Source organism: Buttiauxella sp. BIGb0471, from assembly GCF_024807715.1.
Taxonomy (GTDB): Bacteria; Pseudomonadota; Gammaproteobacteria; order Enterobacterales; family Enterobacteriaceae; genus Buttiauxella; species Buttiauxella agrestis.
This window is the reverse complement of sequence record NZ_JANUEU010000001.1, coordinates 499,218-525,374: the sequence shown is the minus strand read 5'-3', so window position 1 is coordinate 525,374 and position 26,157 is coordinate 499,218. Positions and strand designations below refer to the sequence as shown.

The following is a 26,157-nucleotide window of genomic DNA, read 5'->3' as shown; positions in this document are numbered from 1 at the left end:
ATATAGTTATTTTATTTTACGTACGATTTCTATTATTTCTGTAGTAGAAATAGAAGGTGTTCTTGGTAAGTAGACTACATCACACTGTGTTTTTACCCAATCAAATTTCCCCTCCCAATCATCACCCATTACAAGTACATCTGCTTGATTGTTTTTTATATAATCTAGTTTTTTCTCGAGAGATTCCTCTATAAAAACCTCATCTACAAATCTAAGCGATGATATTATTTCAACGCGATCTTCTTGCGAATAAATTGGGTATCGCTGTTTTTTTGAATAATTCAAAGCATCTGAAGATATACCTACAATAAGTTGGTCACCTAAATCACGTGCTCGTTTTAATATATTGACATGACCAACATGGAAAACATCAAATGTACCAAATGTAATTATTCTTTTCATGTAAATCCTATTTTCCTCACTGATTGATTTTAAATAATATCGCAAAATATATACATAAGAAATGAGACTCTAAAAACCCCTCTCTTCGAGATATCGCATATTATATATTGTTCAAAATTTCGAAACGAGCACCGACCACGCTACCGCCCTTGGCTCTTAAGCTACCAATGCGCTTGCGTTGCAAGTTAATGTTGACTCTTTACTAAGTAACTAATTTAAACGTATGCAGAAAATATATTAAAAAATGATAATATTCGAGATTGGATAATATTATCATTTTTCATTCAAAATAATTGATTATTTCTTCTCTGATAATAAATTGATAATGCCTTCCCTAAACTTTGCCCCTTCCTTCAGGCTGCGCAGCCCATACTGAACAAACGCCTGCATGTAACCCATTTTCTTACCGCAGTCATAACTTTCGCCAGTCATCAGGGCCGCTTCAACTGCTTGCTTTTTGTTCAGTTCAGCGATGGCGTCAGTAAGCTGGATACGGCCCCAGGCACCCGGCTCGGTTTTCTCAAGCTCAGCCCAGATATCAGCAGACAACACATAGCGACCAACTGCAGCCACGTCAGAATCCAGAGTCTGTGGTTGATCTGGTTTTTCCACAAAATCAACGATACGGCCAATTTGCCCGTCATTTTGAAGTGGCTCTTCGGTCGTAATCACTGAGTACTCAGATAAATCTACGTTCGGCATACGTTTTGCCAGAACCTGGCTGCGGCCCGTCTCTTTAAAACGCTCGACAATAGCAGCTAAATTATAGCGCAATGGGTCCGCACTAGCGCCATCAAGGATAACGTCAGGTAATACCACCACGAATGGGTTGTCACCCACTACCGGGCGAGCGCACAAGATTGAATGGCCTAAACCTAATGGCTGGGCCTGACGGACGTTCATAATGGTCACGCCCGGAGGGCAGATAGACTGGACTTCCGCGAGCAACTGGCGCTTAACGCGCTGCTCAAGCAAGGCTTCCAGTTCATAAGATGTGTCGAAATGGTTCTCTACAGCATTCTTTGAAGAGTGCGTTACCAGCACGATTTCTTTGATACCAGCAGCTACGATTTCGTCAACAATGTATTGAATCATCGGCTTGTCAACGATCGGCAGCATCTCCTTCGGAATTGCTTTTGTTGCAGGCAACATATGCATGCCCAAACCTGCGACCGGAATCACTGCTTTCAAATTAATCATATACAGCCCACCTATAAATGGTTGAGGGATTATAGCCACTGGCAAATGCATATCCATCAAAAATTTACTTATCACTAAGCGTCAGATGGATATTCAACCGACTATATCTCGTCAGTAAAAATCTACGTACCTGTAGAATACATGCATCAAGGGGAGGTCTGAATCAGATTACTCCCGCTGAATCAGACCTGGCTCGCCCTTCCCTCACTCAGAAACAAACGTGATATCGTCTTTTTTAGCGGATACAAATTCATATTGCAAAGTTCGATCTAAGCCCTGGGATAAAGTATACGGCGCGGTGAAACCACTGCCATGGACCTTAGTGGCATCAAACTGTGTTGTTGCGCAGAATTTCTTCACTCGTACAGAACTGATTGAGTACTTTTTACCTGTCACTTTGCTCAGCACGTCAAAACAGAAGCCTCCGAGCATACCCACCGCATAAGGTAAGTGAACAGACGGAATTTTTTTGCTCAGACTTTTTTCAACTTCCGATACCAGCTGATTCATGTTGAGGTCGGGTTTATCAACATAGTTGTAAACTTGGTAACCTTGCTGAACGTTCTGGAGTTTGTACTTAATGAACTCAACAATATTGCCGACGTAAGCCATAGATTTGTAATTGTTACCTGCTCCAACCATCGCAAATTTACCGCTGGCAATCTGTTTGAGGAGGTTGTAGACATTCCCACGGTTTCGTTCACCGAAGATAACGGTAGGGCGAATGATGGTTAGAGAGCGTTCTTCAGGCGCTTCATTGTGCCAGGCACGTAGCACTTCTTCCGCCTGCCATTTGCTCTTACCATAATGATTGAAGGGATCTATTGGATGGGTTTCGTCAGGATTTTTTTTGTTCAGGCCATAGACGGCTACAGAACTGGTAAAGATGATGTTTTTGACACCATTCTTATCCATTGCAGCAAGAACGTTTCGAGTCCCCTGAACATTCACATCATAGTAAAGCGAGGTTGGACTGACATCATCACGGTGTTCCGCTGCAAGTAACACGACGGTCTGTTGCCCTGCAAAATGGTCATCGAGAGAGCCTTGCTCACGAACATCCCCGGAAACAGTAATGTCTTGATAAAAGTGGCTACCTTGCTTATCTAAATTTTTGATCTCGAATTCAGAATGTGCTGTTTCAATCAATCGGGTTCCAACGAAGCCAGATGCACCAACAAAAATAACCTTCTCTTTCATACTAAGCCCAGTAAGTAAATTTGTCCGATGAAGTCACCAGAGCATAAATTGTGTGATTTCAAGGGAGGTGTTCAGATGCTGTGACTCTATAGCATCTGATTTTGTCGCAGAATTATAAACTTTTGAAGCTTGATAGCCAGCACAAAAAGCCTACCCATTTTGATACTAAGTAAAATCCCAATCAAAAATAACGATGCTTACATTCATTTCTGCCTGAAGTTAAACATTCTTAAAGCGTATTACCTGGTAATGTGAAATTAAGGTTCTCACTATTCACATACCGCTGGTCAACCCGGTCGATATCTACCGAACTATCCCCTTTCTCGTTCACAGCGCGCACATTGGCGAGCGACAGCAGCGTCTCGTCTTTTGCCATAAAACGCCCACGCACGTCTTTGCGCAGGTCGAAGTTCAGCTTCAGCGCAGGCCCAGTGTTAGCGTACTGCATCACATCGATGTTTCTCAGAAACAAGTGTTGCGGTTTGTTATGCAGCTCAAGGGTTGCACGCTTCATCGCAACATTAGTGATAGCCACAAACGAGGTCGCATTGCCCGACGATATCTGTATTCCGCGGCTTTTGAACTGCATATTCGTATTATCAAGCACAATGTTATTTAGTTTAAAATTTTGTGGAATAGATAAATATTTACCTTTGATCACACCATAACCAATTAAAAATCCGGCACTCTCTTTCATCTCGATATTATCAAGCACGAAATTATCACAGCCATAAATAGCTACCGTAGCATTATCAATCCCCGCTTTCTTACTGAAGGTATGGTTAATATTGCGTGCCTTTATATTACGAATAATGAAGTGTTTGCCGTTTTCGACGTGGACCAGTTGGCGGCAGTTGCTACCGGTGATGTTCGCCACCACAAAATTCTTTACCGCCTGGTCCTCGGGGTAGTCATTGTCATAGGTGCTCCCCGCAAGCCCAATGCCAATGCCCCAGTTTATCTTGCCATTGGTGCAGTCAATGTTCTCAATAACATGGTCGGAGATCTGCAAGTCGTGGTCGTTTATCGCCACATTCCACTCGATAGCATCGCCCTGCAAATGGCTAAAGTGCCCGTTAGTGATCTTCACGTTTTCCATGCGGTTATGGAACCCTTGCCGCAAAATGGCGTAGTTCGCATCATGTACCGTAATCTGATCTATGACCAGGTTGCGCATCGTGCGCTTCTCTTTGCCGCCGATGTAGATTTGGGTGACCGGCACAAATCCGCTCATATCAATCCCTTTGATGGTGCAGTCTGACCCACGCACATCAAGGGTAATATTGTTAAATCGCCCGCCCTTCTCACCCAGAATCTGGCAGCCGTCCTGCATCACAAAGCGCCCTTTACCGTTGCCCTTTAAGCCGCCCGCAACCTGCAAAGTTTTACCTTCGGGCATAAAGATCGCCGTATTGATGTTGTCGCAGACTAAATCGGCAGGAACAGTCACGGTATCAGCGGTTGAAAAAGCCTGTTTGAAGGCGGCAATCCAGTCACCACGATAGAACTTTTGGACGCTGACCTCGTTTTTGCCAGCGGCAGCTAATACATAGCGAGGGGAGATAAATGGTACCGCGGCCAGCACTGAGCTGGCTTTTAACAATTTGCGGCGCGAGGATGAAAAGTGGGAGGGAGTTGATTGATATTTATTCGGCATACGTCCTCGTGATATTTCACTCGGTGGATTTACAGCGTTTGTAGCTGACGAGCTAATTCTTGATAAATCACTTTCTGGTTGAATTCAGTTTCAACTTTTTCGCGAGCCAGGTTCAGCATCGGTCTCAGCTCGCTGGCCTCGATATTGCCGAAGGCTTGTAAGCAATCTGCGAGCGCGGTCGCATCTTTTTCTGGCACCAGCCAGCCTGAACGCCCGGCATCAATCAGTTCAGGAATACCGCTATGAACCGTAGAAATCACCGGAATGCCAACCGCCATCGCTTCCATCAATGCCACGGGAATGCCTTCCATATCGCCATCTTCGCCCGTGACAGAAGGCAGAAGAAATACATCGGCTTCATCCAGCATCGCTTTCACTTCGTGGTTAGGTTTAAACCCCGGCATAAACACCACATCATCAAGCTGAAATTGTTCAATCAGCGTGCGCAGGCGTTTTTCCCATGGGCCAATGCCGAGAATGTTGTAGCGAAATTTCACGCCGCGCTCTTTGAGCAACAGACAGGCGTCGATAGCGACGTGTAGCCCTTTTTTCTCGGTCAACCGGGCCACCGAGATAATCTCCAGCGTTTTGGCAGGTGCCTTCACCGGGCGTTGTGAAAAGCGTTCCATGTCGACGCCCATGCGCGACACGCTGATTTTCGCCGTCGGGCAGCCCATGTTTTGCAAGCGCCCCGCCCATAATTGACTGATGGGCAGCATTAAATCGCCACGGGTAAACAGCTTCTGATATTCAGGTGTGTAATGATTCAGGGCTTCGCGGCCTGAAATATCAATACCGTGGAATACGGTGGCGATTTTGCCCTTCAGCAAACCAAGTTCGCGCAGTTTGGCCGCCGTCACACCCGCCGGGCCGAAGTGGGCAATAAACACATCCGCGCACACGGTTTGAGGATGGCTGCCGCAAATGGAGGACAAAATCAGATTGCGTGCTTCCTCACCGTAACGTTTTGCATTCAGCGCACGCCAGGTGCGCGGGCGTAACGAGCCACGCAGCGTGTTCAACGCGCGGGATTGCAGTTTTGCGACCTTTCCCGCAGGTTCATCCATCAACCAGGTGGTTTTCTCCGCAAGCCCGTACTCTTTGAATGCCGAATGCGTGTTGGTCAAATCGCCTTTTTGAATCGCGACAATTTCCACCTCGTACCCCATGTCGATAAACGCGGTTATCTGGTTGAGCACGAAGGTTTCGGATGCCACCGGGAATTTGAGCAGGAAGAAACCGACTTTCATTTTTCCCCCTTAATTCGAGTTAATACCGACTCCACCATGCGCAGACCGTCCTCACGTTCAGCGCGCACCGCATGAGCCAGGCGCTCATTAATGGCAGGCAATTGCCCTAATACATCCGCAACCACACTCTGGAGCGAACCGTTAAGTAGCTGGCGGATTTCAATCGCCATTTCTGGCAAACCCAACTGCTGCATGATGCCCGCGGATTTGTGTTCGTAATTGATAGCAATCGCAGGCGTGCCGAAGTTCATAGAGATAATCGCCGAATGCAGACGTGTGCCCACGGTCAGCTCACACTCGCCCAGAATCTTGCCCATTTCCAGGTCGTTGAGTTCATCCATCACCACATGATATTGCTCTGGGTCATTCACGTACTGACGCAGATTGAGCGCCACCATGCGGTCATCTTTGTTATAGCTATCGATTCCCGTACAGGTGGAGAGCGCCAACACCTGATAACCCTCTTCAATCACGCGATTAACCACCGCAGCGAACGCTTGTTCGTAGGCCTGTTGCGTGGTGCCGAGGCGCTTGTCGAACGGAGCCAGTTCACGCAACGTAATCGCGACAGTTTTCTTGCGCTTGATGGTGTTAAGCCAGTGATTCACCGCATAATTCGGTACAAAATTGTCGTTGTGATGGTCCACAAGCCACGCGGTATCCACTCCCTGCTCGACTTTGCTGCTGTCGATATTGCTTTGGTTCATCAATTTAAGGCTGACGGTTTCACGTAAAATCAACGACTCCACATTGCCGAAGACATAACTCGCCAGATGATTAAACTGCGGGTCCTGGAATGGCCCCACGCTGTGCCCAATCATGTAAACCGGCTTTTTCGCCATAAAACTGCACAGCGCATGCTCGAACTGCGAAACACCGTATAAATCGACAAAAAACGATCCGCCGACCTGAATAATGGCGTCATATTTTTGCAGCGATTTCACGAAATCAATAAAGCCCTGCGGGATAGAGATATTGCGCAGACGCCCGTTGTCAGTGGCCTTTGCCAGTAAAACCTGGTGTTGATATTTACGGCGCAGCACCTTCTTCACACGCCCCATCAAACCGACGGCATTGTTGTGCTGTTTCATTTGTTTATACAGGCCGTCACCCATCACCGGGCGGCCCAGCAGCCAGGCGGAACTCACCGGGTAGCGGCTCATCACGTCAACGTCTACCGATTCATCAATAGTGGTAATCGCATCAATAAGTCCGCGCAAAATAGCGCTATCACCACGGTTGCCGCAGGTGTGGTTGCCAAGAATTAATAATTTCATACAGACCTCTTTTTCAAATGGGGTTCTCTTCTTATGAACTGACGTTTCATCTCGACCACCAGCGCGTTACGCGAAAGCAACAGCATGACGATAAAGGCCAGTGCGCCCGCAGCAATTTGCGTCGCCAGTAACAGGCCGATGGAGATATGCCCTTTCAGGGCTATCCCCAGCGCAGCACTCACTACAATGGTTGGAATGGAAAGGTAAAACGGCAGCCAGATACTCTGAATGTACTGACGATAACTGGAGCCAAGCACCGGTTTGATCATCACGAAGTAGCTCAGAACCGTGTTCACCACCTGCACAAACAGGAAGCCGAGCGTCACGCCCAACGCGCCCGCCAGATGCCCGCCGACGATAATCGCCGGGATAAACAGGCACGTTTTGAAGACGTTGAATTTAAAGCTGATATCGACCCGCGCTTTCGCCATTAGCAGCGAACCAATCGGGTTGCCGATAGATCGCAGCAGCCCCACCACGCACAGCAATTGCAGAATTGGGGTAATGAATTGCCACTTTTCACCAAATACCAACGGCACAAAATTGTTCGAAACCACTAAAAGACCAAGCAGCGCCGGGAAGTTGATGATTCCGACAATCGACAGCAGTTTGTAGAAGTTGATACGTAACTTGTCGGTATCGTCCTGGATTTTGGCAAATGCCGGGAACAGCACGCGGGTGATAATCGGGTTCAGTTTCATCGGCGGCACCACCGCCACGTTATAAGCGAGGTTGTAACCCCCGGCGATGCTGGCCCCTAAAATACGCGCCAGCACCAGGGTAGAAAGATTGGTATTCACGTAATTGATAATGCTGTCAGCCGTCAACCACGCGCCAAATTTCAGGTTAGAGCCGACGGACTTCAGCGAGAAATGCAGGCCAGGGCGGTAAATTTTGCGGCCAAAGAAACCGAACAGCGAAGTACGCACCACGGTGTTGACCAGATAACCGATAATCGCAGTCATGGCGAACGGGTAAAACATCGCCGCCCCCACCGTGACCGTAAAGCCCGCCATCACTGAAACCGTTTCAATCGAGCCAATCTTTGAAAACTCCAGCTCTTTTTGCATCAACGCGCGGAACTGCTGGCCGTGCGGGATGACGATAAACGCAAACGACAGTGTTTTAATCAGCGGGGAAAGCTTCGGCGCATGCAGCACCGAGGCGATAACATCGCTGAGCAAAAATACGGCGGCAAATACCACGATCCCGAGGCCCACATTCAGCCAGTACAGCGTGGTGAGTTCGAGGTGGCTGATTTCCTTACGCTGGATAATCGAGTTAGCGATGCCAAAATCCGACAGCGTATCGGCCAGCGCGATAATCACCAGCGAGATAGTCAGCAGGCCAAACTCGTGATTGTCGACAACTCTCGCCAACACGGTCATCTGCACCAGGCCAAGGCTAATAATGATGACCGTGGCGATAGCAGACCATTTCGCGCCGCTGATGGTTTTTTCTCTCAGGCTCATTGGGTTATCCATTATTTGTCGGATGACGCGGTACTTATCCGACCTACAAAAAGTTCGTCACTTAATACGCAGCTTTATTCACAAAGCCTTTGAAAATGGTGAGGAAGACAATTTTGATGTCGAACCACAGGCTCCATTCGCGGATGTACTCCAGGTCAAACTCAACGCGTTTTTCCATCTTCTCGAGCGTATCGGTCTCACCGCGCCAGCCGTTGATTTGCGCCCAGCCTGTAATGCCCGGCTTCACTTTATGGCGCAACATGTAGCCTTCAATTAGCGAGCGATACTGCTCGTTATGCGCCACCGCGTGAGGGCGCGGTCCAACGATCGACATCTCGCCCATCAGCACATTGATAAACTGCGGCAGTTCGTCAAGAGAGGTACGGCGCAGGAAATTCCCGACCGGCGTCACACGCTTATCGCCTTTGGTGGCCTGGGTGACGACCGTGTCGTTTTCCATCACTTTCATGGAACGGAATTTCCACACCTTGATCGGCTTGCCGTCCATGCCATAGCGCGTCTGACGGAAGATAACCGGGCCAGGAGACGTCAATTTCACCGCCGCACTGATACACAGCAACACCGGGGAAATAAACAGCAGGATCATCGCCGAAAGCACGATATCTTCGAGGCGTTTCAGGATGCGGTTGATGCCGTTGAGCGGCGTATCAAACAGTGGCACAACCGGCACACCGTTCACTTCTTCGGTGCGGGAGTTCAGAATATTGAAGGTAAAAACATCCGGGATCAGCATCACCGAACAGGTGGTATCCGTCAGTTCGCGCACCAGGCTTTTAATGCGTGCTTCTTCGCTCATCGCCATCGCGATATAGACGTTGTCGATGCGCCCTGCCCGCGCCTGTTCCACTAAATCTGCGAAACAGCCTGCATAATCACCGTGTTTTGTTTCTGGCTGTTCGTCGTCGTAAACGCCCATCACATCAAAACCTAACCACGGCTCGTTGCGGAAGCTTTCGGCGAGCGTGTAACCGACCGGCATAGAACCCGCGATAGCAATGCGGCGCGTGTTGTAGCCCATATTGCGCAGCCAACCGGCACCGAAACGAATAAACGAACGGCACATCACCATGCCGAAACTGGTTAACACATACCAGGCGAGATAAACCCAGAATGAACCGTCGAAATCCGGGTTAAATGCCAGCAGTCCGGCGCTGAAAATCAGGCTCAGCGTCCAGTTTTGCAGCAGGAGCATCAGTTCGCTGGAAATTCTCACGCCACGCCAGGAACGATAAAAATCGGTTATTCCACCAATCATCTGGAAGACAACGAGGGCCAGCAACGCCATCAGCAAATGCATGTACAAAAACGGTAACGCGTTGACCTGACACACTACCCATAAGCCAACAAACATAATGGTTATGTCGGAAAAACGTTGCACCATAGAGATCAACGATGCGTTCGTTTTTGGCAGCTCGCGCTTTTTTAGGTTTGTCATCGTTTTACCTTTATTAAAGGAGTGACGGCTCCCCTTTCCTGCCGTTGTAGGGCGGATAAGCTTGCGTCATCCGCCATGTGTTTTTGCAACACCACGGTGGATGACACTTCGTTTATCCACCCTACAAATGCCAGGAGATGCCGTCCCCACCAATCACTGATTCAACAGTTCCATAATTTCCTGCGTTCGCGCCTGCATCAGCTTTTCATCGCTGCGCGATTCCACATTCAGGCGCACCACCGGCTCGGTGTTCGAGCTGCGCAGGTTAAAGCGCCAGTCGGCAAACGCCATGCTGATACCGTCAGTGTTATCAACTTCCTCAGCGTGCGGCGCAAAGTGTTGCTGTACGCGTTCAATGGCGACTTTCGGGTCCGCCAGCTTGCTGTTGATTTCCCCGCTCGCCGGCCACGCCGCCATGCGGTCACACACCAGCTCGCCCAAGGTTTTGCCTTTCAGGCACAGCAGTTCCGTCACCAGCAGCCACGGGATCATCCCGCTGTCGCAGTAGGCAAAATCACGGAAATAGTGGTGGGCGCTCATTTCCCCGCCGTAAATCGCATCTTCCTGGCGCATACGTTCTTTGATAAACGCATGACCAGTTTTCGACATCACCGGCGTGCCACCTGCGCGCTCCACGATATCCACCGTGTTCCACGACAGGCGCGGGTCATGAATAATCTTCGCCCCCGGCTGTTTTTCGAGGAAGGCCGCCGCCAGCAGGCCGACGATGTAATAACCCTCGATAAACTGCCCTTTCTCATCGAACAGGAAGCAGCGGTCGAAATCGCCGTCAAAGGCAATCCCCATATCCGCGCCGTGTTCAATCACCGCATTGCGGGTGTCGTCGCGACACTCCGGCAGCAACGGGTTCGGGATACCGTTCGGGAAGTTGCCGTCAGGCTGGTTGTGCACTTTGATAAACGTCAGCGGCACATTGAGTGATTTAAAGCGGGCCTCGATGGCATCGACAATCGGGCCAGCCGCGCCGTTACCGGAGTTAATCACCAGCTTCAGCGGTTTGATGTTAGCCACGTTGATGTAGGTGAACAGATGGTCGATATACGCCTCGACCACTGAAATCCTCTGGTAGCTGCCACGTTTTGCGGCGTCGACCGGCGGGAAGTCGTTGGCTTCCGCCAGGCGCTGCACGTCGCGCAGGCCGGTGTCGCCACTGATTGGGCGAGCGCCTTCACGCACCAGTTTCATGCCGTTGTAGTCCATCGGGTTGTGGCTGGCGGTCACTTCAATGCCGCCGTCCATATTCAGATGCCATGTAGCGAAATAGATTTCTTCGGTGCCGGACAGGCCGATATCCAGCACGTCCACGCCCGCATCCTGCAACCCTTTTGCCAGCGCCAGTTTCAATGCTTCGCTGGTCAGGCGCACATCACCGCCCAGCACGATAGTTTTCGGTTTCAGGTACTCGCCATAAGCGCGGCCAATGCGTTCTGCGATATCTTCGTTCAGCTCTTCACCGAGCTTTCCACGGATGTCGTAGGCTTTAAAGCAGGTCAGTTTTTGCACTTTTCAGTCTCCTTCGGGCAACAGTTACCCAACCCGCAGAGTGGTCTGCGGGGACTCATCAAATTTTTATTGGCTAGATACGCCCGTAACGGTCTTCGAAACGGACGATGTCGTCTTCTTCGAGGTAAGTGCCGGAACGCACTTCAATCAGGTCGAGCGGGATTTTTCCGGGGTTTTCCAGGCAGTGCGTCACGCCCAGAGGGATGTAGATGGACTCGTTTTCGCCCAGCAATTTTGTCTCTTCACCCAGTGTGACTTTCGCGGTACCCGCCACCACAATCCAGTGCTCGGCGCGGTGATGGTGCATCTGCAAAGACAAGCCTTCGCCCGGTTTCACGGTGATGCGTTTCACCTGGTAACGCTCGCCTTCGTCGATAGAGTCGTACTTACCCCACGGGCGGTACACTTCGCGGTGGTTATGGTGTTCGTGGCGGCCATCGAATTTGATTTGCTCAACCACTTTCTTCACGCTCTGGACGTGGTCACGGTCGGCAATCAGCACGGCGTCTTTAGTCTGCACAACAATCAGATCTTTCACTCCCACTGTCGTGACCAGGCCGGATTCGGCGTAGATATAACTGTTCTCGGTAGAGTGGCTTATCACATCGCCGTGATGCACATTGCCCTGCTGGTTTTTGGTGCTGATTTCCCAAAGAGAAGACCATGAACCCACATCGCTCCACCCGGCATCCATTGGCACCACCACCGCATCGGCGGTTTTTTCCATCACGGCGTAGTCGATAGATTCATCCGGGCAGGCCAGGAACGCCGCTTCGTCAACGCGCACAAAGTCCAGATCCGGGTCGATGTTCGCCATTGCTTTTTCACAGGCGACGAGAATATCCGGGCGGAATTTTTTCAGCTCTTCGAGATAGCGCCCGGCACGGAACAGGAACATGCCGCTGTTCCAGTAATATTCGCCGCTGGCGACATAAGCCTGCGCGGTGTCGAGATCCGGTTTTTCGACAAACTGCGCCACGCTAAAGGCCACAGCGTCAACATCTGGGGTGTTCGGATTCTCCAGTTCGCCACGGCGAATGTAGCCATAACCGGTTTCTGGCAGATCGGGCACGATGCCAAACGTGACCAGTTTCCCGGCTTCCGCGAACGGCAGCGCGTTACGCACGGCGTCACGAAATGCCTCTTCGTTCTGAATCACATGGTCTGCTGCAAGAATCAGCATCAGCGGGTCGTTTTCCGGCTGATTGCGCACCGCGGCCAGGGCTGCAAGCGCGATGGCCGGAGCGGTGTTACGCCCGGCAGGTTCCAGCACAATATTTTCCGTCAGCTTGTTCAGCTCACGCAGTTGCTCCGCGACGATAAAACGGTGTTCTTCATTGCAAATCACCACCGGGCTTTCGCATTCAACGCCATTCAGGCGGCTGATAGTGGTTTGCAGCATAGTCAGTTCGCCTTTCAGGCACAGGAACTGTTTCGGGTAAAGTACGCGGGACAACGGCCACAACCGGCTACCGTTTCCGCCAGCCATAATGACTGGGTAGAGTTGACTGTGACTCATGATTTAACCCCGATATCTTATGCAGTAATGTCTGCAATAAATTGGTTCAGCACGCTGTCTTTCTCGAGCGTGCGCTCGGCATATTCACATGCCACCGTGTTGTGTACTGGCAATTGCAGGCAGCGCTCGATACCTTCGACTAACGCGTCAACCGACTCAGGCTCTACACACACGGCAATACCGGAATACGCGTCGCAAAGTTGGCCGAGTTCGGTATCCGGTTCTGCGGTAATTACCGCATTTCCGCCCACGGCAAGAATATTGGTCAGTTTCGATGGCAATACGGCATCGGCGGCACCCCGGCGTTGAATCACCAGGTGGCAATCCGCAAGACGCAACAGTGCTGGTAGCGCGTTGTAAGGCTGAAGCGGATGGAACACCACGTTGTGCAGCCCTTTATCCTGTGCGAGTTTTTGCAGGCGGGCTTTACCGCCACCCTGGCCGACAATCACAAACAGGTATGGCTGATGAGCAAAACGCTCCGCCACTTCAATCACCGTTTCCAGCCCCTGCTTTTCCCCAATGTTGCCGGAATAGAGAATGATTTTTTTATCCGCAGGCAGTTGCAGGCTGTTGCGCACGGCGAGGATCTCTTCGTGGGAGATGGCGCGAAAACGCTCCACTTCTGACCAGTTCGGGAAGAAGATCACTTTGCCGGGATCAACGCCCTTTTCCGCCGCTTTGTTCATCATTGAGCGCGAAATGGTCGAAACATGGTCGACGTTGTGCAATCCACTTTGTTCAAAGCGCTGTGCCAGTTTCGCCACTTTGCCCTGTTTTTTGCCCGCCATTCCCAGGCCGAGCATGGCGTCGACTTCGTAATCCTGAATATGCAGCAGCGTGCGCGCACCGCTCAATTTTGCGAGCAGGCGCATGCCCGGCACGCAAAAGAGGGTCGGCACCACGCCGATAATGCGATCCGGCTTCCAGCGACGTTGAGCAATCAGCGGGAAGAACGAGCTAAGCGCAAAGCTGCCTAAATGAATCAGACGCTTTAACGTTGATGGCTGTTTTGGCACATACAGCGGGCAGCGCCAGACGGTCGCGGCACCCACTTCTTTCTTGTATTTCCAGGATGAATAATCGGGATGCACTTCCCATACCGGGTAATAAGGTGGTGCGGTAATGACCCGCACCTCATGGCCCTGGCTCGTCATCCACTCAACCATCTCACCGGTGTATTTCCCGATACCGGTTAATTCCGGTGAGTAGTTAATGCCGTAGACCAAAATCTTCATAATCCGATGACCTTATCTGCCTTGTCGGTCAGAAAGTAAGCGCGGCTGTTGTCGTGGACGTTCTGAGTCGCCAGCAGTGCTTCCTGCGTTAACCAGCAGTAGTCGTTATGCTGCGCAGTCGGCAGTTGCAGCGCATCAGCATCCACGCGCAGACGGAACCCCAGCACCACATAGTGGGTTGAGAAATCCGGCCCGGAGAAATTGTCGTCGTAGAAGTGCTGCCACACGCCGTAAAACTCACCGTCTGAAAGAGTAAACCGCTGGCCTAATTCGGCTTCGGTTAAGCGCGCAAAAGCACGCTCCAGCGTTTCGTCTTTTTGTACCCGGCCACCCGGCACGAACCAAAAGTTCTGCGCCGGGCGCTGAGTGCGTAAGCCCAGCAGGAATTCTCCTGCCTGATTTTCAACAATCAAATCGATGGAAATCAGCGGGGTGGAGCGGACAACGGTTGCGAAGTCTTCAGCACTCAAAAACATACTTACCCCCGGAACCGTTGCTGGTTTTCGAGGAACCACTGGTAGGTGCTGGCAAGGCCAGGCTCCAGGGTGATTTCCGGATACCAACCCAGACGGCGCAAGCGCGTCACGTCGAGCAGTTTACGCGGCGTGCCATCAGGTTTGGTGGCATCAAACACCACACGGCCACGGTAACCGGTCACTTTGGCGATGGTTTGCGCCAGTTCGCGGATAGTGCAATCCACACCGGTGCCGACGTTAATATGGGAAAGCATCGGCTGGGTATTTTCCTGCCACACCTCGCTTGCCAGCTCCATAATATGAATGCTGGCTGCCGCCATATCGTCAACGTGCAGGAACTCACGCATTGGCGTACCGCTGCCCCACACCACCACATCAGGCGAGTTTTGCGCAGTCGCTTCGTGGAAACGACGCAGCAACGCCGGAATCACGTGCGAGTTGCTCGGGTGGAAGTTATCGTGCGGGCCATACAAATTGGTTGGCATCACCGAGCGATAATCACGACCGAACTGGCGGTTGTAAGACTCGCACAGTTTGATACCCGCGATTTTGGCAATCGCGTACGGCTCGTTGGTCGCTTCAAGCGTGCCTTGCAGCAGCTCGCTTTCCGCCATCGGCTGGTTCGCCATTTTCGGGTAAATGCACGAGGAACCGAGGAACAACAGCTTATTCACGTTGTGCGTGTGCGCAGAGTGAATAATGTTGGCTTCGATCATCATATTCTCGTAGATGAAGTCTGCCGGATACGTGTTGTTAGCAACAATTCCGCCCACTTTCGCCGCCGCCAGGTAAACCTGATCGATGCGCGCATCGGCAAAGAAAGCGTTAACAGCCGCGCCATCCAGCAGGTTCAGCTCGTCGCGGTTACGCAGCACCAGTTCAACGTCTGCACGTTGCTCGAGCTGACGAACGATGGCGGAACCGACCATCCCACGATGGCCGGCAACAAAGATACGTTGTTTATTCATGCTCAGGACTCCAGCGCGATGGCAACCTCGTAGCCGTGTGACTTCAGCAACGAATGCTTTTTCGCCGCTTCAAGGTCTTTAGCGACCATTTCGCCAACCATTTCACGCAGTGTGATTTCTGGTTTCCAGCCCAGTTTTTCGTGTGCTTTGGTTGGGTCGCCCAGCAGGGTTTCCACTTCAGCAGGACGGAAGTAACGCGGGTCAACGGAGATAATCACATCGCCTGGTTTCACACCTGGCGCGTCATGGCCGGTCACGGAAACAACGATGCCTTTTTCGTCAACGCCGGTGCCTTCAAAGCGCAGTTTGATGCCCAGTTGTGCCGCCGCCATTTCCACGAATTCGCGCACGGAATACTGCACGCCGGTCGCAATCACGAAGTCTTCCGGGTTGTCTTGCTGCAACATCATCCACTGCATTTTCACGTAGTCTTTGGCATGGCCCCAGTCACGCAGGGAATCCATGTTGCCCAGATACAGGCATTTTTCCAGGCCCTGAGCGATGTTGGCGATAGCGCGGGTGATTTTGCGAGTCACAAATGTTTCGCCACGGCGTGGAGATTCGTGGTTGAACAGAATGCCGTTACAGGCAAACATGCCGTACGATTCGCGGTAGTTAACGGTGATCCAGTAGGCGTAAAGTTTGGCTACGGCATACGGAGAGCGCGGGTAGAAAGGTGTGGTTTCTTTCTGTGGGGTTTCCTGCACCAGGCCATACAGCTCAGACGTCGATGCCTGGTAGAAACGGGTTTTCTTCTCAAGACCTAAGAAGCGAATCGCTTCCAGCAGACGCAAGGTTCCCATCGCATCCACATCAGCGGTGTATTCCGGAGATTCGAAAGAAACCGCTACGTGGCTCATTGCGCCGAGGTTATACACTTCATCCGGCTGCACTTCGGAAAGAATACGGGTCAGGTTCGAGCTGTCCGTCAGATCACCGTAGTGCAGATGGAATTTAGGATTACCGGAATGCGGATCCTGATAAATATGATCAACACGTTCGGTGTTGAAAGAAGATGCGCGACGTTTAATACCGTGAACTTCATAACCTTTTTCCAGCAGCAGTTCCGCCAGATAAGAGCCGTCTTGCCCGGTAACACCCGTGATGAGAGCTACTTTAGTCATAATGTATTTTCCTCTTTAAACATTTGTGTATCACCCTCACCCCAGCCCTCTCCCTGAGGGAGAGGGGGAATAACGGGACTCGATCCAATTCCCTCTCCTGGGGGAGAGGGTTAGGGTGAGGGCATAATGCGTTGCCGAATAACGACTGCCGGATTTCCCCGGCAAACGGCATTTGCCGGTAATGATTTATAAATACTGCTGCGAGCACCGACGACGGTGCCATTTCCAATCGTGACGCCAGGTGAAACAAAGACATCCGTGGCAAGCCAACATTTCTCACCAATAACAATTGGCGTGGCAGTAATATCGAAATGTTTGCTCATATAATCGTGACTGCCGGTACATAAATAACACTTTTGTGAAACGACAGAATTTGCACCAATCGTAATTTCACCCAGCGTATATAACACGGCGTCATCGCCGACCCAGGCATAATCCCCGAGGGTTAATTTCCATGGGTAAGTAATTTTCACTGACGGACGAATCACAACACCTTTACCGATTCGTGCGCCAAACAAGCGTAATAAAAATGCCCGCCAGCGATATAACACTTGTGGTGACCAGGCAAATAATGTTGCTTGTACTGCCCACCACAGTTGAACCTTAATAGAGTTTGCGCCCCGGAAACCTTTCGATACCGAGAAGCCATTTAATTCCTGCATAAGTTATTCCTGTTAGAATCAGGCTTTGTTATATAATGCTTTTGATTTTCCGGTGGTGCGTAAACGGAGCTTATAAGACAATTCTGCAATAAAGCCTGGGACGTGTAATATTCTGCGCTGCACGCTTCTCGCATCACGGCACAACTCAATATTATTGGTGGTAGAAACACCGCCCATTGAAAACTCGGAGACAATCCCCTTGACGCGTTTAAATGCATAACCGCTTTTATACATTTTGGCTGCCAGGGCGTAATCCGAAGATACTTTATATTGCAGGTCATACGGGTATTTGAGCAGACCATCCATAGGGAAAAATATCGCCTGATGGCTTGCGGGCAAACTGTGGTAAATATACCAACCCTGTTTTGCCCGACGCTCTATTTTTGTCCCGTCGCCAAAGTCTAATAATGCATCGCCAATGATCATGGCATTTTCCGTCAACGGCCTTTCAGCAAGCTGGCGGGAGACATTTACGATATCCTGATGGAAAACATCACCTGAGTTAAGGAACAACGCATAACGGCCCTGAGCCATAACAATGCCTTTGTTCATCGCATCATAAATGCCGTTATCTTTCTCACTCACGAAACGTAAGTTGTACTGCCCATTCAGGTTTTCCAGAAACTCGGCGGTACCATCTTGCGAGCCACCATCAACCACAATCCACTCAAATGTGATACCAGGCGCCTTCGCTAAATGGGCCAGCGACTGCCAGGTTTTTTCTATTCCGGCAAGATTTTTATAAGCAACCGTGATGACACTTAGCAGCATTGTTATTGACCTCAGGTGTTCGTAATATTGAGTGCTTTACGTAAAATAAACGGGCAAACAATTAAGAACGCATATTCAGGGCTAAAAATTGAACCGGTAAAAAACAGTGATACAGGGGTAAAGAGCCATAATTGCACACGGTAATTTTCATTATTACCAAATGCCGTACGCATCATTTTAATGACTTTCCACATATACCAAATTGTCAGTAATACCGCGAACCATGAAAAATAAATAATTAGCAGATACAAACCATTGTCTACTGTTTTACCGACATCCGCACCGTTAAAGATTCCGAATGATGCGACATATTCATATAAAGATCCGAACCGCACTACCCCATCAATATTGGTCAATGAATGCCCGACCATCGCCAGAGGGCCAATAATACGATAATACGATGACGAACCTTCCGTTCCCAAATCCCCCAGGCGCGTGGCGATATAAGGGAATGCGAATATTAACCCTACTAAAAACACGGAGAGAGAAATTATCGCTAATGGTAACTTCTTCTTTATTGCACTTTTATTAAGGTATTGAAATGCCCATTCAAGCAAATAGAACAGGATAAAAGTCATTACCCCTGAAAACGATCCCGAAAGCACTATCCCCAAAAGAATCATACCATCAGTTTTTGGTGTTTTGATACCGAACTGTTTGATACTGAGCCAAATTGAGATTAACGCCAGAGCGAAGAACGCCGGTTCAAAATAAAGAGCCGTGGTACGCTTACCACCGAAGCTAATAAAGTTCAGAACATAGCTGTTACTGTATATAAGAAACTTCGAAATTTTCTCAATCAGGCTACTCCCACCAGTGAGAATAATCTGAGCCATTTCCGCTGCTGCCAACATCACAATAATGGCGACGACGCCATAAAATAACCTTAATAACTTACGGTGATTACGTTGTGAAATAGTTTTGAAGCGGCAGCTCCACGTCATCGCCATGATCAGTACGATATAAACAAACAATAATGTCGAGGTGACATATTTGCTGGCATCCAGCGATTGACCAAAGATGTAGTTAAATGCGGTAAGTCCCGCACCGATGCCCAAAGCAATCATCAATTTTTTGACGCTAATGCGTTCAATGTACAAAAAGAGAATGGCGGGCAAGAAGGTGACTATCGTTATCGGGAAACTTTCTCCGAGTGAGGCCAACTTGACGTTGACCACCAGATAGATGAACGGCAGCAGCAGATAACTACAGATTCTGATAGAACGAGACATATTCCTCCAGCATCTGTTGTCCACTGAACGCCTGGCGGCTCGCAGTTTTGAAACTCTGCAAATCCTTGCCAAACACCTGCTGGGCGAGCGCTTCTTTTGGCATTTTCACCAGTTCCAGCACCCGCATATCGCTAAAGGTTTTACCATCGACTTTGCGCAGCACTTCATCGGCGGCGTCACTTTGGGTGGCGATAACCGGCACGCCAATCGACAGCGCTTCGCACAAAATCAGCGGGTAGTTATCCACCTGCGAACTGAACACCAGCGAGTCCATTTCATTAAGCTCACTCATCAGCGCTTTTTTGTCGGTCATGTAGCCGTGATTCACGACGTTCGGGCCATTAAACGGCGAGAATTTCCCGAAGGTGTGCAGTTCAATTTCATCCCCCAGCGCCATCATCGCCTGCACCAGCTGCTGGTTGGTTTTACCGTCATAACGTAAATCGTGCGCCACAACGGCCACTTTGGGCTTGTCACCCGCCGCACTCGTCAGCGGCAGTTCAGCCAGAATCGCTTCGGTTGCGACATCGATTCCGTTATTGATAATTTTGCAGCGCCCTGCCCCATAGATACGGTTAAAAGCATCGGCCACATGCTGGCTCGGGGAGATAAACTGGCAGCCCAGCGCTAACATTTCGCGGAACAACTGGCGTTTGGTGTCCACCAGCAAATGGGCGCGATCGGTTTTCACCGGCGGATAGTTATTTAGCGTCGGGCATTTCTGACAGCCGGTTTTCCAGCCATCGCATCCATCGAGAAACGCACAGCGTCCGGTAATGCTCCAGTGGTCGTGTAGCGTCCAGACAAAAGTGACATCTGCTTTATGGGCTTTCACCCGCTGGCAAAACGTCACCATCTCTTCGAGATTCAGCCAGTAGCTGTGGACCACATGGAAATGCAGAACCACCGGGCCATGAGCGCGGGTCACTTTGCGGTACAGGTTATTGAGGTTGCCAAACGGGTCGCGGTTGAAAAAGCGGAACAGAATTATGTTGGCAATCGATGTGAGTCGCGGCGTGTGTTTTACTACGCCTGGGAATTTATCGTGGCTGGCGCTTTTCTTTCCGCCTTTGCCATAACCATAGATAAAACGGGAGCTAAAACCGGCGGCGTTAGCACGCTGATGCAGATCCAGCGCGACACCTGCCGCACCGCCTTCAGCCAGGCGCACGTTGAATTGTAAGATATTCATTTTATAACCTTTACTTGCGCTTTCTGGCCGACGACCAGCGCATTGTCCGGCACGTTGTCCAGCACCACACTTCCTGCACCGACCACCACGTTATTACCCACGGTGATATCACCAATGATCACCACATTCGCGCCTAGCTCGACACCATTGCCAATCACCGGGCAATCATTGCTTTTGCTGCGATTGCCGATAGTGACGCCGTGACGAATAGTGAAATCGTCTCCGGCAACCACGAACTTATTGATGACGACGGCATAACCGTGGTGAATGGTAAAACGACGCCCGATGGTGGCACCTGCCTGGATTTCATAGCCAAACAGGCATTCGGTGATAAAGCGATAAAGCAGGATGACCGGTGCCGCCCAGAGATTGTTGATGACGCTTTTTTTGCGCCACACCGAGCAAAAATGCGCGATGCGATAAGCCATCACCATGCAGCACGGGCGCAGGCTCCAGGAATTTGCGCGCAGATCTTCAAGCACGGTTATTTCCCCCGTAGTCCGTCGGCAAGACGTTTGGTGTTACGCACGCTCAACAGCGCTAATAACGTGCGTAGCGACATGCGTTTATTGCGGATTTGGTAGAGGGTAAACAGCTGGTATTTCTTGCTGGCCCGGTCGAATTTATCTTTGTGCTTTCGGTAGAAGTGGAAGTACCCGGCAAATTTTTTCGGCGATTTGGTGATCTGCATTTCACCGTGGTTAACATGCAAAATTTGCGTGGCTTCTTCCACTTTCCAGGGTTGACCGTACTCGACCACCATTCGCAGGAAGATGTCATAGTCCTGAGCCGCAGCCAGTGTGGTATCAAACAGGCAAGCCTTGAAGCGACTGGCGTAGGTAAACACCTGATTACCAATAATATTGCGCTTATAAAACAGCTTTAGTGAAAACGGTGATTTTGGGTACAGCGGCAGGCTGGCGGGCTGGGAATAAACCTGCCCTTCGCAGACGTAGTCGTTGGCGTATAAAAAGGCGTGTGTCACCAGTTGGTGTTTGTGCTCCAGAAAAACGGACAGGCGATTAGGCGTCCATTCATCATCGTCATCAATACCCGTGATCAATTCGCCCGTCGCCTGGCTGATGGCCTGGTTACGCACTGAACACGCGCCGGAGTTGAAATCATTGCGGGTGTAACGCACGCGCGCGTCACCGAGTTCTTCCACAAAGCGCTGGAGCTGTTCGTAGGATGAAGAGCAGTCGTCAACGATTAACATTTCCCAGTGTTCATAATCCTGGCGCAACACGGATTTAATGGCGCGGATTGCCAGCTGCTGACGGTTCCATGTCGGCATATAAATAGAGATAAGTGGGTTATTCATGGCGCTCCCCCGAAAATCGTTTTTATTTATTGGTGGATGACGCTATCGCTTATCCACCCTACAGGGCGTGAAATGTAGGGCGGATAAGCAAAGCGTCATCCGCCAGCTGATGCCTGACTATTTCGCATCAGACTTATATTCGTACTCGTAGTAACCGTAATCTTCATATCCCGCCGCACGGCGGAAGATGGAGTTCAGGATCACGCCGCGCACATTGACGCCGTTTTGTTCAAAGCGGCTAAGGCTGGTTTCGACTTCTTTGAGCGTGTTCACCGCATAACGCGCCACCATCAACGTGGTGCCTGCGTGGCGGCCCACAACGGCAGCATCGGTCACCGCGAGAATTGGCGGGGTATCGATCAACACCAGGTCATAGTTCTTGCTTGCCCATGCAATCAGCTCGGCAAAGCGCTCGCTCATCAACAGTTCAGAAGGGTTTGAAGGCACCACACCGCGCGGGATGAGGTCGAAATTAGGCACTGACGTTTTTTGCGCACAGCGGGTGATTTCCGCCTGCCCGGTCAGCACTTCGGCCAGGCCGTTGTTATTGGTGGTTCCGAGCAGTTCGTGGGTATAGCCTTTGCGCATATCGCAGTCGATAAGCAACACGCGTTTGTTGGTCTGGCTAATCACGGCGGCCAGGTTGGCGCAGACAAAGGTTTTACCAATCGACGGGCTGACACCGGTGAGCATCAGAACATTGTTCGATGCCTGCATCATGGCGAAGTGCAGACTGGTGCGCAGGCTGCGAATGGCTTCGATGGCGAGATCCGTGGGATTACCCACCGCCAGCAGTTGGCTTTGTTTATTGCGCTTCGCTGCTTTCACACCGCGAACCGTGGCGTTATCACGAGATTTCTGCCATTCAGAAAGTGGAATGCTGGCGTAAACACCAATCCCCGCCTCTTCCAGCACCGCCGGGCTTTCGATGCCACGGTTGAAGAGCGAACGTAGCAGCACGCCCATAATAGAAAGCATCAGGCCAAGAATAATGCTGCCGAGAATAATCAACGCCCGTTGCGGTTTAACCATTCCAGGCTGCGCAATCGCCGCATCAACAATACGCACATCGCCCACGGTGCTGGCTTCGGTGATTTTCAGCTCTTGCTGTTTGTTCAGCAATTGCATGTAAACCTGCTGGCCGGATTCCACATCACGCGTCAAACGCACGATTTCTTGTTGGGTTTTCGGCATGGCCGTCACACGACCATTCAGACGCGCTTTTTCATCTTCCAGCGTTTTACGTTTTTCCAGCAGCGTGCGGTACGCCGGGTGAACTTTGGTATATAGCTTGGAAATTTCGGCTTCTTTGAAGGTCAGCTCATTAAGCTGCGCGTCAATGTTCACCATGGTGTCGAGCACAGATTTCGCTTCAAGCGACAAATCAACCGAATCTTGCTGTTGGCGATAGGCGTTGAGCTTGTTTTCCGCGGCATCCAGACGAGTGCGCACTTCTGGCAATTGTTCGGCAAGGAACTTCAGGCTTTTTGCCGCTTCTTCCGATTTGCGCTGTACGTTCTGCTCAAGATAATTGCGCGTGATGCTGTCGAGGATATCGCGAATTTTATCCCGGTCTTCGCCGGTGTAAGAAAGGCTTAATACCCCGGTATCTTTACCGTTTTCAGCGACCACCAGGTTGCCCTGTAGCTGGTTGATCATGCCAAGCGTAGAATATTTGGTGACGGTAAAGGTATCGCCCACTTCAGCTTTAATCGCACTCACGTTCATGGTGATGCCATCTTTGCTGAGGGTTTGCCCGACCTGCCCTTTGGCGCTAAATCCGTTATCACTGGTGAGCTGATATTGCGTTGGGCTAGTAACTTCCACGGTGAAGATATTCTTGCCCTGGCCCGCTGGGAGGCCAAAAGTATCGACCACAACGGTGTCATTTTGGCGACCCTGCAAGCGGTCCCAACCCGCGCCCAATAACCAGAAGCTGTTTTTCTCCACCGCAATATCAAGGTTGAGATCGTCAACCGTTTTACCTAAAACCAGGCGCGATTGAATCAGCTGCATTTCCGCAGCAGATGCTGGCGGTTTGTTTGAGAGCGCGGAGCTGATGTCGTTGACCAGCGAGTTACCGGCGTTTTGTTCAATTTGCACCAGCGCATCGGCTTTATAGATGGGTGTGGCAAACATCGCGTAGACGGTGGCAAGAATGGCGAAGACGGCGGTGATCCCCAAAACCCACCAGCGGGCTTCGAGAACCGTGCCAAACAATCGGCCAATATCAATTTCGTCATTGCCCTCAGTCGGGGCGCTCGGACGGCGTGATTTTTCTGTCATTGTTATCCCTGATGAGCGTTGAGTGCGTTAGCCCATTTCTGAGCGCTCTGGTCCAGAAGACCGTAAACCGCTTCAAAAGCGTCGTGGCTTTTGCGATACGGATCGGGAATTTCCCGTTCCGCATCCCAGTGACCGAACAGCATCACTTTGCCGCGCATCTCTGGAGCCATTTCGCAAATTGCGGAGATATGGCGTTTTTCCATGGCGAGGATCAGGTCGTATTCGCGGCACATTTTTCCGGAGACCTGCTTCGCACAATGCCCCTCAAGCGAGAGGTTATGCTGCTCCGCCACGCGGATAGCGCCCACATCCGCCCCTTTTCCCACCAGCGCCCCAAGCCCTGCGGAAGTCACAGTAAGCTGCGGATGGTAATTTTTTAATAACCGCTCAGCGGTTGGGGAACGGCAAATATTCCCCACACAAACAACCAGAATTTTGTTGAACATAGCGCGTTACCAGGTATGGATATCTTTGGCGGTATCCGTCATATAACGAACGCCACTGATGGTTGGCAGCAGTTGGTTGATCAGGCGATTCCAACGCGTGACTGGTGCGGTGGTCACATACACCACGTCGTAAGGTTGCAGCTGGAATTCGGTGCCCATCACCAGCGAGGTCGCATCAGACATATCAAGCTGATAAATGTTGGCGATTTTGCCGCCCTGCTTCTCTTTGATTGGGCGAATAACGAAGATGCCGCTAGCGTTAGATGAGGTCATATCCAGACCTTCGGCCTGGCCGAGCGCTTCGGTTAGCGTCATGCCGCTGAAGTCCATTTTGAGGGTGGTTTGTTTCTTCACTTCACCCATCACGAACACTTTCAGGTCGTCATTGCGCGGCACGAATAAAATGTCGCCAGGGTACAGAAGATGGTTCTGGCTCAGGTCGCCGTTTTGCATCAGGGCTTGCAGAGAAATGCGCTTTTCCTGGCCATTGTGCGTCAGCACCACGTTGCGCCAGTCGGCAGCATCGGTCAGGCCACCTGCGGCATTGATCGCATCCAGAACGGTGAGCGGAACGTTGGTAATCGCCTGTTGCCCTGATTTGTTGACCTGGCCCGAGACGTAGGCTTTTTGAGATCTGAACCCAGCGATATTAACGTCCACCTGCGGGTCTGCGATGTACGTCGCAAGGCGGCTGGTAATATCACTACGAATTTCAGAAAGGGTTTTACCCGTGACTTTTACTTTGCCGACATACGGATAGAACATCGTGCCGTCAGACTGCACCCAGTTACCGGCATCGCTTGAGCTACGATATTGGCCCGCTGGTGTGGTGAGTTCCGGGTGATCCCAGACGGTGACGTTCAGGACATCCCCTGGGCCAACACGATATTGGTAAGCTGCAATCTCCTGGTCCAGAGACATATTTGGCTGTGCCACCGCAGGGCGTACGCGTAATTGTTCAACCAGACGCGGTGTTAACGGATAAACGTTAACCATGCGATCCAGATTAAAGTCTGAATCCTGTTGCTTGATAACATCTTTCCCCATCGTAGACATATTGCTACCGGGGAGCACTGTGCAACCACTCATAAGGGTTACTGACACCAATAAAGGCATCAATTTAAGTTTGTATTTTATCATTGAGTATTTATCACTATGGCAGAGTAATTATCCTGAGCGAATAAAATAAGTGACTCGTTAGGTATTTGAATGAGGTCTGAATTTAAACCTGGTTGCCGCAGAAATATCTGGCATCAATCCTAAAAAAACTCTTATTTCCCGACATCCTATTGACAGAATAATTGAGGCTTATTCTCTGGCCTTCGGGCATGCTACCGCCCCTGGCTTACAGTCACCAACCTACTGAAAAAAGACAAGTTATAATGGGTAATCGTTACAGAAATTAAATTCAAAGAATTATCTTAGAAAATAAAACCTGCGGTGCCAGGTTAAATATCATGGCTTCAGCGAATATAAAAAATACA

23 protein-coding genes are annotated in these 26,157 nt (G+C 50.5%); all 23 read right to left on the bottom strand.

Going from position 1 to position 26,157, the window contains the following annotated elements; all coding sequences use genetic code 11:
• Positions 1–6 precede the first annotated feature (6 nt).
• The 23 genes from M2371_RS02370 to M2371_RS02260 all read right to left on the bottom strand — a co-directional run bounded on the left by M2371_RS02370 (position 7) and on the right by M2371_RS02260 (position 25,813).
• Positions 7–402, bottom strand: coding sequence for an adenylyltransferase/cytidyltransferase family protein (locus M2371_RS02370; RefSeq protein WP_259266781.1), 396 nt, complete (start codon positions 400–402; stop codon positions 7–9).
• A gap of 297 nt (positions 403–699) precedes the next feature.
• Positions 700–1,602, bottom strand: a complete 903-nt coding sequence (gene galF / locus M2371_RS02365; protein WP_259266780.1) for a UTP--glucose-1-phosphate uridylyltransferase GalF — start codon at positions 1,600–1,602, stop codon at positions 700–702.
• Positions 1,603–1,806: 204 nt separating this feature from the next.
• The gene (locus tag M2371_RS02360; RefSeq protein WP_259266779.1) at positions 1,807–2,802 is read right to left on the bottom strand and encodes an NAD-dependent epimerase/dehydratase family protein; all 996 of its coding nucleotides are present in this window, start codon (positions 2,800–2,802) and stop codon (positions 1,807–1,809) included.
• A gap of 229 nt (positions 2,803–3,031) precedes the next feature.
• Positions 3,032–4,459: a colanic acid biosynthesis protein WcaM gene (gene wcaM, locus M2371_RS02355; protein WP_259266778.1), complete on the bottom strand. Its 1,428-nt coding sequence runs from the start codon at positions 4,457–4,459 to the stop codon at positions 3,032–3,034.
• 29 nt (positions 4,460–4,488) lie between these two features.
• Positions 4,489–5,709 (bottom strand): colanic acid biosynthesis glycosyltransferase WcaL, encoded by a 1,221-nt coding sequence (gene wcaL / locus M2371_RS02350; protein ID WP_259266777.1) that lies wholly within the window; start codon positions 5,707–5,709, stop codon positions 4,489–4,491.
• Positions 5,706–6,986, bottom strand: coding sequence for a colanic acid biosynthesis pyruvyl transferase WcaK (gene wcaK / locus M2371_RS02345; protein WP_259266776.1), 1,281 nt, complete (start codon positions 6,984–6,986; stop codon positions 5,706–5,708). Before wcaK ends, wcaL begins: the two co-directional genes overlap by 4 nt.
• Positions 6,983–8,458, bottom strand: a complete 1,476-nt coding sequence (locus M2371_RS02340) for an MOP flippase family protein (protein WP_259266775.1) — start codon at positions 8,456–8,458, stop codon at positions 6,983–6,985. Before M2371_RS02340 ends, wcaK begins: the two co-directional genes overlap by 4 nt.
• 61 nt (positions 8,459–8,519) lie before the next feature.
• On the bottom strand, positions 8,520–9,914 hold the full coding sequence (wcaJ, locus tag M2371_RS02335) for an undecaprenyl-phosphate glucose phosphotransferase (protein WP_115627879.1): 1,395 nt from the start codon (positions 9,912–9,914) through the stop codon (positions 8,520–8,522).
• A 153-nt stretch (positions 9,915–10,067) separates the two neighbouring features.
• On the bottom strand, positions 10,068–11,438 hold the full coding sequence (gene cpsG, locus M2371_RS02330) for a colanic acid biosynthesis phosphomannomutase CpsG (RefSeq protein WP_259266774.1): 1,371 nt from the start codon (positions 11,436–11,438) through the stop codon (positions 10,068–10,070).
• Positions 11,439–11,511: 73 nt separating this feature from the next.
• Complete coding sequence (gene cpsB, locus M2371_RS02325; RefSeq protein ID WP_172893713.1) at positions 11,512–12,957, bottom strand: mannose-1-phosphate guanyltransferase; 1,446 nt, start codon at positions 12,955–12,957, stop codon at positions 11,512–11,514.
• A 17-nt stretch (positions 12,958–12,974) separates the two neighbouring features.
• The gene (gene wcaI / locus M2371_RS02320) at positions 12,975–14,195 is read right to left on the bottom strand and encodes a colanic acid biosynthesis fucosyltransferase WcaI (RefSeq protein WP_259266773.1); all 1,221 of its coding nucleotides are present in this window, start codon (positions 14,193–14,195) and stop codon (positions 12,975–12,977) included.
• The gene (locus tag M2371_RS02315; protein WP_172893711.1) at positions 14,192–14,671 is read right to left on the bottom strand and encodes a GDP-mannose mannosyl hydrolase; all 480 of its coding nucleotides are present in this window, start codon (positions 14,669–14,671) and stop codon (positions 14,192–14,194) included. The genes wcaI and M2371_RS02315 overlap by 4 nt, the downstream gene beginning before the upstream one ends.
• A gap of 2 nt (positions 14,672–14,673) precedes the next feature.
• Positions 14,674–15,639 (bottom strand): GDP-L-fucose synthase, encoded by a 966-nt coding sequence (locus M2371_RS02310; protein ID WP_172893710.1) that lies wholly within the window; start codon positions 15,637–15,639, stop codon positions 14,674–14,676.
• Between the two features lie 2 nt (positions 15,640–15,641).
• Positions 15,642–16,763 carry a GDP-mannose 4,6-dehydratase gene (gene gmd, locus M2371_RS02305; protein ID WP_034496631.1) on the bottom strand — a complete coding sequence of 374 codons (1,122 nt, stop codon included), beginning with the start codon at positions 16,761–16,763 and terminating at the stop codon, positions 15,642–15,644.
• Between the two features lie 110 nt (positions 16,764–16,873).
• Entirely contained in the window at positions 16,874–17,425 is a 552-nt protein-coding gene (gene wcaF, locus M2371_RS02300; RefSeq protein ID WP_259266772.1) for a colanic acid biosynthesis acetyltransferase WcaF, read from the bottom strand.
• Between the two features lie 18 nt (positions 17,426–17,443).
• Positions 17,444–18,196, bottom strand: a complete 753-nt coding sequence (gene wcaE / locus M2371_RS02295; RefSeq protein ID WP_259266771.1) for a colanic acid biosynthesis glycosyltransferase WcaE — start codon at positions 18,194–18,196, stop codon at positions 17,444–17,446.
• Positions 18,197–18,207: 11 nt separating this feature from the next.
• Positions 18,208–19,428, bottom strand: a complete 1,221-nt coding sequence (wcaD, locus tag M2371_RS02290; protein WP_259266770.1) for a colanic acid polymerase WcaD — start codon at positions 19,426–19,428, stop codon at positions 18,208–18,210.
• Positions 19,403–20,620: a colanic acid biosynthesis glycosyltransferase WcaC gene (gene wcaC / locus M2371_RS02285; protein WP_259266769.1), complete on the bottom strand. Its 1,218-nt coding sequence runs from the start codon at positions 20,618–20,620 to the stop codon at positions 19,403–19,405. Before wcaC ends, wcaD begins: the two co-directional genes overlap by 26 nt.
• Entirely contained in the window at positions 20,617–21,102 is a 486-nt protein-coding gene (gene wcaB, locus M2371_RS02280; protein ID WP_034496645.1) for a colanic acid biosynthesis acetyltransferase WcaB, read from the bottom strand. Before wcaB ends, wcaC begins: the two co-directional genes overlap by 4 nt.
• A gap of 2 nt (positions 21,103–21,104) precedes the next feature.
• The gene (gene wcaA, locus M2371_RS02275; protein WP_034496648.1) at positions 21,105–21,941 is read right to left on the bottom strand and encodes a colanic acid biosynthesis glycosyltransferase WcaA; all 837 of its coding nucleotides are present in this window, start codon (positions 21,939–21,941) and stop codon (positions 21,105–21,107) included.
• A gap of 117 nt (positions 21,942–22,058) precedes the next feature.
• On the bottom strand, positions 22,059–24,227 hold the full coding sequence (gene wzc, locus M2371_RS02270; RefSeq protein WP_259266768.1) for a tyrosine-protein kinase Wzc: 2,169 nt from the start codon (positions 24,225–24,227) through the stop codon (positions 22,059–22,061).
• Positions 24,228–24,229: 2 nt separating this feature from the next.
• On the bottom strand, positions 24,230–24,673 hold the full coding sequence (gene wzb / locus M2371_RS02265; RefSeq protein WP_034496653.1) for a low molecular weight protein-tyrosine-phosphatase Wzb: 444 nt from the start codon (positions 24,671–24,673) through the stop codon (positions 24,230–24,232).
• A gap of 6 nt (positions 24,674–24,679) precedes the next feature.
• On the bottom strand, positions 24,680–25,813 hold the full coding sequence (locus tag M2371_RS02260; protein ID WP_034496656.1) for a polysaccharide export protein: 1,134 nt from the start codon (positions 25,811–25,813) through the stop codon (positions 24,680–24,682).
• Between the last annotated feature and the right edge of the window lie 344 nt (positions 25,814–26,157).